This window comes from Psychrosphaera haliotis, from assembly GCF_039523615.1.
Taxonomy (GTDB): domain Bacteria; phylum Pseudomonadota; class Gammaproteobacteria; order Enterobacterales; family Alteromonadaceae; genus Psychrosphaera; species Psychrosphaera haliotis.
Window position 1 is genome coordinate 327,152 of the sequence record NZ_BAAAFQ010000001.1, and the last position, 12,820, is coordinate 339,971.

9 protein-coding genes are annotated in these 12,820 nt (G+C 39.2%); 6 read left to right on the forward strand and 3 right to left on the reverse strand.

Going from position 1 to position 12,820, the window contains the following annotated elements; all coding sequences use genetic code 11:
- Positions 1–20 precede the first annotated feature (20 nt).
- From mfd to ABD009_RS01465, 5 genes are all read left to right on the forward strand, one after another.
- Positions 21–3,527, forward strand: coding sequence for a transcription-repair coupling factor (gene mfd, locus ABD009_RS01445; RefSeq protein WP_425543053.1), 3,507 nt, complete (start codon positions 21–23; stop codon positions 3,525–3,527).
- 81 nt (positions 3,528–3,608) lie between these two features.
- Entirely contained in the window at positions 3,609–5,099 is a 1,491-nt protein-coding gene (locus ABD009_RS01450; RefSeq protein WP_343822258.1) for a CsiV family protein, read from the forward strand.
- A gap of 12 nt (positions 5,100–5,111) precedes the next feature.
- A complete protein-coding gene (locus ABD009_RS01455; protein ID WP_343822259.1) occupies positions 5,112–5,924 on the forward strand; it encodes a purine-nucleoside phosphorylase in 813 nt (270 codons plus the stop codon).
- Entirely contained in the window at positions 5,924–6,703 is a 780-nt protein-coding gene (gene deoC / locus ABD009_RS01460; RefSeq protein WP_343822260.1) for a deoxyribose-phosphate aldolase, read from the forward strand. The genes ABD009_RS01455 and deoC overlap by 1 nt, the downstream gene beginning before the upstream one ends.
- A gap of 74 nt (positions 6,704–6,777) precedes the next feature.
- Positions 6,778–7,200: a hypothetical protein gene (locus ABD009_RS01465; RefSeq protein WP_343822261.1), complete on the forward strand. Its 423-nt coding sequence runs from the start codon at positions 6,778–6,780 to the stop codon at positions 7,198–7,200.
- Here ABD009_RS01465 and chrA read toward each other — a convergent pair.
- Positions 7,195–8,382, reverse strand: coding sequence for a chromate efflux transporter (gene chrA / locus ABD009_RS01470; RefSeq protein ID WP_343822262.1), 1,188 nt, complete (start codon positions 8,380–8,382; stop codon positions 7,195–7,197). The two genes, ABD009_RS01465 and chrA, sit on opposite strands and share 6 nt — an antisense overlap.
- Positions 8,383–8,627: 245 nt before the next feature.
- On the opposite strand from chrA, the gene ABD009_RS01475 reads away from it, so the two are divergent.
- On the forward strand, positions 8,628–10,172 hold the full coding sequence (locus ABD009_RS01475; RefSeq protein WP_343822263.1) for a DUF3369 domain-containing protein: 1,545 nt from the start codon (positions 8,628–8,630) through the stop codon (positions 10,170–10,172).
- Here ABD009_RS01475 and ABD009_RS01480 read toward each other — a convergent pair.
- Both ABD009_RS01480 and ABD009_RS01485 read right to left on the reverse strand, forming a co-directional pair.
- A complete protein-coding gene (locus tag ABD009_RS01480; RefSeq protein ID WP_343822264.1) occupies positions 10,169–10,426 on the reverse strand; it encodes a VF530 family protein in 258 nt (85 codons plus the stop codon). The genes ABD009_RS01475 and ABD009_RS01480 overlap by 4 nt on opposite strands.
- Positions 10,427–10,501: 75 nt before the next feature.
- Positions 10,502–12,715, reverse strand: a complete 2,214-nt coding sequence (locus tag ABD009_RS01485; protein WP_343822265.1) for a TonB-dependent receptor — start codon at positions 12,713–12,715, stop codon at positions 10,502–10,504.
- Between the last annotated feature and the right edge of the window lie 105 nt (positions 12,716–12,820).

Genomic DNA, 12,820 nt, shown 5'->3' on the forward strand with positions numbered 1-12,820 from the left:
ATGAATTTAAAGGGATTGTTGTGCTTCCACAATTATTAAAACTGCCTTTGCCGAAGGTTAAATCGGCGTCAGACAAAAAAGCAGATAAGATAACTTGGTCAAGATTAGCGGGAAGCAGTAAAGCCCTTGCTATTGCAGAGGCTGCCTTTCATTCAGATCATGTAACCGTTGTGGTAACGGAAAACACGCCTGCGGCCCATAGACTAGAAAGTGAATTAACCACCCTTTTACCTGCAGACAGCCACCCGGTATTTACATTCCCCGATTGGGAAATTCTGCCATACGATACATTCTCGCCGCACCAAGACATTATTTCACAGCGACTTTTAACCCTGTATCAATTGCCAAGTATGCAGCGCGGCGTAGTTATCGTTCCTGTTAGTACGCTAATGCATTTTATTGCCCCTAAAAGCTATATTATGGGCAATAGCTTTGTATTTTCAGCGGGCGATGTAAAAGATATACAAGCATTAGCCTTGCAACTGCAAGAAAATGGCTACCGGAATGTAGAGCAAGTGATTGAACACGGTGAATACTCGGTACGTGGTTCCATACTCGATATTTACCCTATGGGTAGCGACCAACCTTTTAGAATTGATTTTTTTGATGACGAAATAGACTCTATTCGTGTCTTTGATACTGAATCTCAGCGCAGTAAAGACAAGGTCGATAAAATTAACTTATTGCCCGCTCACGAATTTCCTTTAGATAAAGAAGGAATAGAGGCATTTAGACAAAATTATCGTGAGCAATTCACTGTTAGAAATGAAAAAGGTAGCCTATACAAGCAAGTATCTGAAGGCAGTTTCCCTGCAGGGATTGAGTATTACCTACCGCTATTTTTCGAAAAAACAGACTCGCTTTTTGACTACTTCCCGCAAAACTGTCACTTAGTTTTGGTCGGTGATATACAGGCACAAGCCGAGTTATATCTGCGCGAAACCCAAAAGCGTCACGATAACCTAAATGTTGATCCTTTAAGACCTTTATTAGAACCGGCTAAATTATTCTTGGCGCTTAATGAGCTATTTGGTGAGATGAACCAATGGCCACAAATTAACATTCAAAATGGCGTGACAAAAGGCGCTGGTAAATTTAACGCTAATACGCAAATTATTGACGATATTTCAATAGACTCGCAGCTAAAACAACCATTTACTAAAATACTTGCCCATATTGTTTCTCAAAAAGAACAACGCGGTAAAGTTTTGTTTAGTGTTGAGTCTGCAGGTCGACGTGAAACATTACTAGAGCTTTTAAGACAAGCTCATATAAAGCCAAACCAATTTAAAACGGTAAAAGACTTTGTCGATTCAGATAGTGACATTGGTATCGTTATAACAAGTCTAGAAAACAGCTTTAGTTTAATCACTAACCACAATAATGAATCACTCCCAATTTCGTTTGTTACTGAAACAGAATTACTGGGCGGTCGCGTTACACAGCGAAAACGAAATAAACGTGAAAAGTCTATTTCTACTGATGCGCTAGTAAGAAACCTTGCAGAGCTGAAAGTAGATCAAGCAATTGTACATATTGAACATGGTGTAGGTCGTTATAAAGGGTTAGAAACCATAGACGCTGGTGGACTTACTAGCGAGTTTGTAACGATTGAATACGCTAACGAAGCAAAACTTTATGTTCCAGTTGGTAACTTACATTTACTTTCGCGTTATACCGGCGGTGAAACTGAATCTGCACCGCTAAATAAATTAGGCTCTGACGCATGGGAAAAAGCTCGCAAAAAAGCCGCGGAAAAGATTAAAGACGTGGCTGCTGAATTGCTCGACATCTATGCTCAACGTGAAGCAAAACCTGGATATAAATACGAATTAGAACGAGATGGCTGGCGACAGTTTTCGGCATCATTTCCGTTTGAAGAGACTGAAGATCAGCAACTTGCGATTAACGCCGTTGTTAATGACATGAAGTCACCACAAGCCATGGACAGACTTATATGCGGCGATGTTGGTTTTGGTAAAACCGAAGTCGCTATGCGCGCGGCTTACATCGCAGTAAACGATGGTAAGCAGGTTGCGGTTTTAGTGCCAACTACTCTGTTAGCGCAACAACACTACGAAAACTTTGTTGATAGGTTTGCGGATTGGCCCGTTAAAGTAGAAGTCCTATCGAGATTTAAAACAGGGAAACAACAAACTGCCGTTTTAGAGCAACTAGAAAATGGTCAAGTTGATATTGTGGTAGGTACACACAAGTTAATCCAAGAAAACATCAAGTTTAAAGACTTAGGCTTACTCATAATAGATGAAGAGCACAGGTTTGGTGTTAAACAAAAAGAAGCCATCAAAAAGCTAAGGGCTAATGTTGATATTCTAACGCTTACAGCTACGCCAATTCCAAGAACATTAAACATGGCGATGAGTGGCATGCGCGACCTTTCAATTATCGCCACGCCTCCAGCAAAACGCTTAGCTATCAAAACCTTTGTTCGCCAAATTAATGATGATCTGATCAAAGAAGCCATCATGAGAGAAACAAATCGTGGTGGCCAAGTGTATTTTTTACATAACAACGTAGAAACCATTGAGCAAAGAGCAAAGGCTATTGAGGCGTTGATGCCTGAGTGTCGAGTAGTGGTTGCACATGGACAAATGCGTGAAAAAGAGCTTGAGCGCGTAATGGGTGATTTTTATCACCAAAGATACAATGTATTAGTATGTACCACTATTATTGAAACCGGCATAGATGTGCCTACTGCCAATACTATTATCATGGAGCGTGCTGACAAACTTGGTTTGGCGCAACTACACCAACTTAGAGGCCGTGTGGGTCGTTCTCACCACCAAGCCTATGCTTATTTGTTAACACCACCACCCAAAGCCATCAGCAAGGACGCGGTTAAGCGCTTAGAAGCCATTGAGTCGCTAGAAGATCTTGGGGCTGGTTTTGCGTTAGCTACTCATGATTTAGAAATACGTGGCGCAGGTGAACTGCTTGGTGATGACCAGACAGGTCAAATACAAACCATTGGTTTTACGCTTTACATGGAAATGCTAGACCAAGCGGTGGAAGCGTTAAAACAAGGTAAAGAGTTAAGCTTAGATTTAATCACATCTAAACAAACTGAAGTAGAGCTTCGAATTCCGTCTTTATTACCTGATAGCTATATTCACGACGTTAACATGAGGTTGAGCCTTTATAAGCGAATCGCAACGGCTGCGGATACGGATGACTTAGACGATATAAAAATTGAGCTTATTGATAGGTTTGGTCTACTGCCTGATGCCACTAAGAATCTATTTAAAATTAGTGAGTTTAGACAACGGGCTCAGGCTCTTGGTATTACAAAAATAGAAGCTGGACCTAAAGGCGGTAAATTTGAGTTTTCACAAGAAACAAAAGTAGACCCGTTATTCTTGATTAGCTTAATTCAATCAAAACCACAGCATTATAAACTTGACGGTGGGCAAACCTTAAAATTCATCATTGATAATAAGGACACCGAAGATAGGTTGAAGTTTGTTAACGCTATGCTAAATGATTTTGAGCATAAGCAAAAAACCTAGAAGATTAAATTGCCCTAACGTACACTGGGAAACTAAATTACATGTTTCCCAGATTTTCTCTGTTAAAAGGAATAGAAGTTGTTGAGTCGTCAAATCATTGGAAATTCAAACTGGCTTAAAAAGCTGAGTCCGTTGTTTCTTGTACTTACCGCGACATCTGGTTTTGCGGCCACAGATTCAAGTTCACGTAGCCTTGCTATACCCGATGAGTTGACGAGTCTATTAACAGAGCCTAAAAACCCATTTGAGCTCAGCCCTACAGCACCTAGAAAAGAAAATGAGGAGCTAGTCGAGGGAATTAAGTCAGCTGATGGCCGTTGGTTTGATGTTGAAATTATCATTTTTGAACGCACTCTTAAAAAAACGACACGAGAAAATTTTGATCAACATATAAAAAATGTAAAACCTCGTCGATATTGGGATATACAAGCTAGTCAGTTTTCTCCCGACATAGCGCCACTATTATCCAATTTACCTAGGTGTCATGAGGATTTAGATCCTTTTTATATTAATGAACAGCGTGACGATCAAGGATTACCGCTGCTGTCAGATTCAGAGTTTTTTAAATACTACGTAAATTACCAAACAATAATTTCACAAAGCTGGAAGATTTCGGAAAACTTGTGCTTGTTACCAAGTGAGTCTTTAAACGATTATTGGCAAGTTTCTGAAGACATCAATTTCCTGAACCACAAAACAAACTCTAATGAAACTATAAACCTTTTTACAAAAGTTAAATGGGACAAAGCACCGAGGGAGATGTCTGGCTATGACTATGACGACTACAGAGGTGTTTATTTATTGGATAAACAAAACCTAGCACTGACAGAGCAAGCTGAGAAATTAGATAGCCACTGGGGCACAAAAACCTTATTACATATTGGTTGGCGTCAACCAGGCTTATCGGCTACGAACGCTGTTTCTGTGTATTTAAAAGCAGGTACCAACTATACTGATGAATTTACCTATGACGGTCATCAAATTAAAAAAAGCACGGCTCCGCCTTTAGCAAATAATTTGCAATCGATGGACCTTCAGCAATCTAGCAATCAAGTTATGCTAAGTTCGGTTCAAAGCAATGTAGATAAGTTTTTAAACAAACTTGAGTCTGGCGCAGCCGTCGATCCAATAACCAATCAATTAGTGATGCCCAAAAAACAGAACTTCCCAAAGGAAACTTGGCAACTTGATGGCTCCTTTAAAGTTCACCTAGATCATTACCTTTACTTAGACGCCAATTTAAACTTTCGTCAAAAAATGACAAAGATGGTGGATATAGACGAGGTTTTGGCTAAAGAATCATCATTAGATGCGTCATTACTTGAAAATGACTTGACCAATGATGTACAAAACGTATTAATATCAGCTGCAAACAAAGACAAAGCAGTCTCCGAGTTTAACGAATTTAATGAGCAGGATCCGTCTCTTACGAACGATAGCTCATTATTGGAAATACAATACCTACAAAATTTCCCATTCAAACAACTAAGACGTACCTACTCAGGTGATCTACACTATTTAGACCACCCTAAGTATGGCGTGCTTTTCCAGATCAGAAAATATAGACATTAACGGGATAATTACGTGAAAGATTTTGAAATCAGTGCTCAATATATAGAACAACAATTAAATGGTTTTAAACCTGAAGTGGCTATCGTATTAGGTAGCGGCTTAGCTGACCTTGCCGACCAAATAACAGACCCTATTAGTATTCCTTATGCTGATATCCCAGAGTTTCCACAAAGTACAGTTGTAGGTCATACAGGTCGATTAGTAGCCGGTACATTAGGTGGTAAAAACGTAATCTGTATGCAAGGTCGTTTTCACTATTACGAAGGCCACTCATTTGAAAAAATTGCAATTCCACTACGAAGCTTTAAAGCTTTAGGCTGTGAATCTGTTATTTTAACTAATGCCGCAGGCTCTCTAAAAGAAGACATGGGCCCGGGCAGTATTATGTTGATCACAGACCATATTAACTTCTCTGGCTTTAATCCATTGATTGGTCCTAATGATGACGAAATTGGTCCACGCTTCTTGGACTTGACGCAAACTTACGACCGTCAAATTGGCGAGCGTGTTGAAAAAGCGGCATTAAAGTCTGGCTTAACACTTTATCGTGGTACTTATATTTGGGTTTCAGGCCCTACTTTTGAAACGCCAGCAGAAATTCGTGCTCAGCGCACTTTAGGTGCTGATGCGGTTGGTATGTCAACGGTTCCTGAAGCAATCGTAGCTAGACATTGTGGTTTAAAAGTTTGTGCGATATCCACCATTACAAACTTGGCAGCTGGTCTATCGGCTACTAACCTAAGTCACGATGAAACGTTAGAGCAAGGCCAATTGGCTGCTAAACGACTGACTACACTATTAAAAGATCTATTGGCAGACGCATAATGAAAAATCATCAAGCCTATGCCCATCAAGCGTTAGGCTTGATGGACTTAACTTCATTAAACGACAACGACACAGACCAAACCATTATCGACCTTTGCCAAAATGCAATTACAGATCATGGGCATGTAGCGGCGGTTTGTGTATTTCCTAAGTATGTAGCAATAGCTAAAAAAACTTTACTTGAATTAGGTTTAGATTCAGTAAAAGTAGCTACTGTCACCAACTTTCCAAATGGCACTGATAATATTGACCAGGTTATTGCGTTAACTGAGCAGGCCATAGCCGACGGTGCCGATGAAATTGATGTTGTATTGCCTTATAAGCAGTTTGTTAACGGTGAACTGCAGCACTGTGAAGAAATATTAGTTCAAAGCAAACAGGCCTGTGCTGATCACAACGTACTAAAGGTAATTATTGAGTCTGGCGAACTAGGTGATTTAAATACAATAAAAGCAGCCAGTGAGTTTGCCATAGACTGCGGTGCAGATTTTATAAAAACATCTACTGGAAAAGTGACAGTCAATGCCACGTTAGAAGCCGCGGATGTCATGTTAAATGTGATAAAAGAAAATGGTAGCAAAGTTGGCTTTAAAGCAGCTGGCGGTATTCGAACTACTCAAGACGCTCAGAATTATTTAATTCAAGCTGAACAAATAATGGGCGTAGAGTGGATAACGGCCTCTAACTACCGCTTTGGTGCAAGTGGCCTTTTAAATAGCCTAAAAGATACACTGTCAGGCAATGAAAGTAATAACTCAGACAGTTCGTCAGGTTATTAAATTTTAATTAAACGAAAGTTTAAATTACGTACAATAAATAGCGCAGATGAATATTAACCAATATGGGACCTAAAATGGAAGAAAGTTTACCTATCGTAGTTAGAACATCTGCCCTGTTTGATGCGAGCGATGATAAATCATCATTTTTAATAGAAAAGCTTCAGGCGTGGATAAATTTTGTTGCGCTTTCAGCTCAATGGTTTGCAGATGAATCTAAAGTGATAAACATTCATCTTACACTCATGCCAGAAAAGCCATATATGGCGCTACCTCAACAGAGTTCTGATGGTTGGATAAAAATCACAGAAGCAGGATTAACCGGCTTAAAAAAGTGTGAAACAGGAAACACCTATTTTGAAGCAATTATTGCTATTAATAATCAAGACCTAAAAGAAATGATGGAAGATGGCACCACTGTTGAACCCCAACTTCAAAGCCTGCTGCTAAGTGCATGTAATTATCTTACTGCTCACCTTTCATTGCAGAAGCTTTTATAAACTTTTAACAATTCCAATGCCTATATAGGCAATTACAACTGCAATAAATGGCAACTTGGCATACCTTACAGCCCAAAAGCCAACCAACGCAGTTACAACATCCCAATGACTATGTATAGCACTAATTAAAACTGGCTTATAAAACGCTGCCATTAGAAGCCCAACTACTGCGGCGTTAATTACTACCATTGCACCTGCAACTCTTGGAAACTTAGCCAGGCCTTTCCAGCTATCCTTGAATGCAACAATCAGTAAAAACCCTGGTAGGAATACAGCCAATGTCGCTAAAAATGCACCTATAAATACCGAATTTACAAGTAACTCGCCACCTAGGTAAGTCGCGAATGTAAACATAGGACCAGGTATAGCCTGTGCAGCAGCATAACCTAACAAAAATGTATCGTTATCAATGCTCGTAGTTACTTCCTGTAACATAGGGAGAACCACGTGCCCTCCGCCAAATACTAAGCTACCAACATAATAGAAATCTGAAAATAAAGAAATCTCTTTACTAACGTTAGCTAACAAAGGCAACCCGAATAACAAAATCACAAATATAGAAAACGAAAAGACCTTCATGTTTTTAAGTTCAGTCCGAATATTCGAATGAGTAATTGCCGGCGCACTGTCTAAAAAACCTTGCTGAATTTTAGCTTGGTAAATGGCACCAAATATCAAAGCCGCAAGTAACAACAATACTTGAAGAACCAAGCCAGATACTAAGATGGAGGTCACTGCACTGATAAAAGTAATAGAGATCGTTATGTTATTTTTGCAGAAGTTTGTAAACATACTTAACACAGCATCAGCAACGACTACTACCGCCAGTATTTTTAGCATGGAAATAACATTAACAAAAATAGGCTGACTTAATTGTTCTTCACTACCTAAGTTTGCTAGAAAATACATTATGAAGAAAGATGGTAAAGTGAAGCCTATAAAAGCAGCAATACCTCCGAAAACCCCTGCTCTTTCATGACCAATTGCAAAGCCTACTTGACTAGATCCCGGCCCTGGTAAAAATTGACTTAAACCAATAAATCCAGCATAGGTTTTAGGCTCAACCCAATTTAACTTTTCGACGAATGTTTTTTGAAAATAGGCAATATGTGCCGCAGGTCCACCAAAGCTTATAAGACCCAGATAAAGAAACTGCACAAATATTTCTAAATACTTTTTCAACGCTAAATCCTTGTACACTCAATTTTTATACTTTTGCGACTAACACCTCTTCTTCACCATTACAAATGTGAATAACGAAGAGCGAGAAAACAATTCGACAGAAACGATTACAAAACATTCAAACTGCTAATTACTTGTATATTAACACCATAAAAAATCTTTTAAATAAATGCTAGCTGATTTACTTGCAGGTTTTACAGATTAGCGACTAAGTTTAATCTAACTCAGTAATAAAGGTAGCCAACATGATAGATAATGATGATGCCCCGCTTTTTTCAGTTGAAGATTTGCAAGAAGAATTTATAGAAAATAAGCTTGATGAAAAAGGTTGGCAAATACTCATAGTTGATGATGAACCAAGTATACATACGGTTACAAAGCTAGCGCTCAATTCCTTTACCTTCGCTGATAAACCACTAAATTTTTTTAATGTATACTCAGGCGCTGAAGCAAAAGAGCTATTACAAAAGGAACCGGACATTGCCGTTATATTGCTTGATGTTGTAATGGAAACAGATACCGCAGGTTTAGATTTGGTAGATTTCATTAGAAATGAAATGGTTAACCACGATGTTAGAATTATTTTACGGACTGGCCAACCTGGCCAAGCACCAGAATATGAAGTAATCCAAAAATACGATATAAACGATTACAAAGAAAAAACAGAACTCACTAATCAGAAACTTAATACAGTTATCTATTCTGCGTTACGTTCTTACCGTGACATAACCGCTATTAACCGAACAAGAATAGGCCTAGAGCGAATTATAGAAGCTACCTCATCCTTATTGCAGGAAAATTCATTAAAAAAATTTGCAGAGGGTGCTTTGCAACAATTAGCGGCAATGATGCATATAGATGCGGAAGTAGTTTTAGCGCAAAGCACTACAGCTTTTGCCGCAAAGTCAAATGAGCAAGTTAAGTTATTAGCTTGTATAGATCATGGAACCTCAAAATCCAAGAACGAATTGATAAGAATAAAAATCGCTAAGTTATTAGAATCAAAAACGATACCTAGAGATAAGATGGTTTTAGAGCACAACCAGACCTTTTATATTAGTACTGTAGGAAAACATGAATTAGTTCTATTTCTTGAAATTTCTAAAGACATTGTAGAGTTTGATTCGAATATACTTGAGGTATTCTGTCGTAATATATCAGTCGCCATAGAGAATATTAGATTAAACGATGAACTCAAACAAACACAAGAAGAGATTGTTTACTCTATTTGCGAAGTAGCAGAAACAAGATCAAAAGAAACTGGTAATCACGTTCGAAGGGTTGCCCTTTATTCTAAATTAATAGCACAAAAGTTAGGACTCAATTCAGAAGAGGTGGAGCAGTTATTTTTGGCAGCGCCTCTCCATGACGTAGGAAAAATTGGTATTCCTGATAAAATATTAAACAAACCAGGCAAGCTAGATACAGATGAATGGGAGATTATGAAAACCCACTCTGATATTGGTGAGGCTGTTTTGTTGTCATCTAACTTACCTATAATGAAAGCGGCATCAACCATAGCGGCCCAACATCACGAAAACTGGGATGGAACTGGTTACCCCAGAGGTCTAAAAGGCAACGACATACACGTATATGGCCGAATTGTTGCGTTAGCTGACGTTTATGATGCGCTTATGACAAACCGATGTTACAAACCAGCATGGGATATAGACAATGTGAATAAACTCATTCTCAAAGAATCCGGCAAAAAGTTTGACCCCAACTTGGTTTCATTATTTGTAGACAATAAAGATCAATTTTTACAAATACACCAAAAATATGCTGACTAAACTTTACCCCATGGTGAAGCAGACGTTGAATTTTCAGCTTGCAAAAACGTAGAAATATAAAGGCTTTCAACTTCATCACGAGCCCACTGGGTCTTTCTTAAAAACTTTAAAGAAGACTTAATGGAGGGATCCAGTTTAAAACAGTTAATATTGATGTTATCGGCGAGTTCTTGCCAACCAAAATGGTCCACCAAGTCTGTAACGATAGTTTCTAGCTTAATTCCATGTAATGGATTATTAGGTTGATTGTTCATATTATTATTCCATAAATTAAAAAGCCCAACGTAAATAATACATTGGGCTTTAAGTCTAAACTAAAAAGCTACTGATTAATAAGAAGCAGTGTAACGTACACCAAATTCACTAGCGTCGTTGCTCTTTATAACTAGCAAGTAGTCGCCAGTGTTTAGTCTCGCGTCATCATAACGTTTGTCAAAAACGTTACGTCCGTACAATGAAACTTTCCAGTCTGCGCCTGCTGGTGCATATGAAACATCAAAATTTACAAGAGAACGAGATTCAACCATCGTCATTCGCCCTTCATCTGAACTTGGCTCACCGTACATTTCATCGCGGAATGAATAATCAATTCGCGTTGTAATTGTTGAGCCGTCTTCTAAGTCAAATGCATAGCTTGGACTTACAGAAGCGGTAAACTTAGGTGTTAGAGGAGCAACTGGTTTTACTTTATCTTTCTCATCGACATCTACGTCTATATAACCTGCACTTGTGTGCAAAGAAAGTGCATCTGTTACGTACCATGTGCTTTCCCACTCAATACCACGAGACGTTTGTGATACAACTAAGTTTGCAGTATCAAAACCTGCTTCAGAGGTCGTATTTACTTGGTATGGTAAGTCGTCATAGTTAGTGTTAAACAACGCTATACTCATGTTGAAGTCGCTATTAACTTCGCCTTTAAGACCAATTTCATAGTTAACAGCAGTAATGTTATCAGAAGCAACAAAACAAGTTGGGTCACCAAACAAGCAATAAGGTCTTGCAGGGAACTGACCACCTTGATAACCACTTTGAATACTTGAGTAGATGTTTAAACCATTGTCCATTGTGTAGTTCGCTGATAAATCATAGCTAACTTCACTCCAATCATCTTCCGCAAAAGTAGGTCCTGTGCCAACATTAGCTGTTGCTTCTTTCTCATCTTGTGTATAACGAAGACCACCAGAAATACGAAGATCATCAGTTGCGTCGTAACCTAGGTTTACAAAAACTGCTTTACTTGTGGTTTTTTGGTCTAATTCTAGAGTGTTACCACCACCATTAAAGCTTGAGTCTTCACCTTGGCGGTTGCTACCTTCTTCAGTAAACCAATACACACCAGAAACAAAGTCTACTTCACCAACGTAACCATTCAACTGAAGCTCAACTGAAGTTTGGTCAGCGTCGCCATGTTCTGGGTAATGGTCAAGCGCATAAATTGTTGCGTCATCATCTAAGCCAGCTTTGTACTCTGATGTACGATTGCTGATAATGAACTTCGAGCCTAACGTATCTGAAATATTATAATCTGCTGTGAACGAAACGCCGCTTGCGCTGTTCGTTACTTCTGTTACTTCAATAGTACCAGTCGCATTGTCAAATGGGTCAGCGGCTACGTCAGAGTTTCTAAGTGGGCCAGATGGTAACGGAGAGCCAAAACGCTCGCCTGTGTAATAAGCGCCATTTGGAACTTCGTTGATTTTTGTTGTGTATGGACGCAAGCCGCCTTCGCCGTCATTGGCGTCTGCAGTTACGACAATTTTTAAGTCATCATTCACATCGTATTTAAGGGAAAAACGACCGTGCATTTCACGGCTTTCACCAACGTCGTATTTTGCTTCAGGAAGGTTAATGAACTCACCTAAACCATCACGGCGATTAAAACCAGCGCTGAAGTTAACGGCTACTTTTTCGCTCAACTCACGGTTTACAAACACATCACCTTTAAGACGACCACGAGTACCCACTTCAGCAGATACTTTAGTTACTGGCTTAGTACCAGGTTGTTTTGTAATGATATTGATTGCGCCGCCAATTGAGTTACGACCATAAAGTGTGCCTTGAGGGCCACGCAATACTTCAATTCGGTCAATGTTTTGTAAGTTCCAGTTTTGGCCAACCTGACGACCTAAATAAACACCGTCTACGTATACGCTAACACCTGGATCAGTTGTGATTAAGTGATCTTGTAGACCTATACCACGAATAAATGGATTTGCTGAAGATGTATGACCTGCAGAGAAACCGGTGATGTTTAGGTTAGGGACAAACTTACCTACATCAGAAATACCTGTGATGCCTTGAGTGTCTAACGCATCACCGCTAAATGCACTCATTGCGATTGGAACTTCATAAATAACTTGTGAACGCTTTGTCGCAGTTACAGTGATAGCTTCCATTTTAGACTTTTTAGCTTTTTCCTCAACTTCTTCCGCTGTTGCATTTGCAACGTATAGACCTGGAGTTACTAGCGCCAACGCCAACGCTGTAGTAATAGGATTAAATTTACGCTTACGCAAAACTGAACCATTAACTGTGTTCATTGTATGTCCTCTAAAGAAGTTTAAAAAGCAATAACAGAACAAAGACACAGTATTGAAAGTCCAACTAATTTGCGCGCAACAAAACGCACGGCTCAAGGTGAGGTG

Bases quoted from the DNA above. Each gene is read 5' to 3' on its own strand.
- deoC (WP_343822260.1), top strand. From the start codon at position 5,924: ATGAAAAATCATCAAGCCTATGCCCATCAAGCGTTAGGCTTGATGGAC.
- ABD009_RS01480 (WP_343822264.1), bottom strand. From the start codon at position 10,426: ATGAACAATCAACCTAATAATCCATTACATGGAATTAAGCTAGAAACT.
- ABD009_RS01475 (WP_343822263.1), top strand. From the start codon at position 8,628: ATGATAGATAATGATGATGCCCCGCTTTTTTCAGTTGAAGATTTGCAA.
- ABD009_RS01485 (WP_343822265.1), bottom strand. From the start codon at position 12,715: ATGAACACAGTTAATGGTTCAGTTTTGCGTAAGCGTAAATTTAATCCT.
- ABD009_RS01465 (WP_343822261.1), top strand. From the start codon at position 6,778: ATGGAAGAAAGTTTACCTATCGTAGTTAGAACATCTGCCCTGTTTGAT.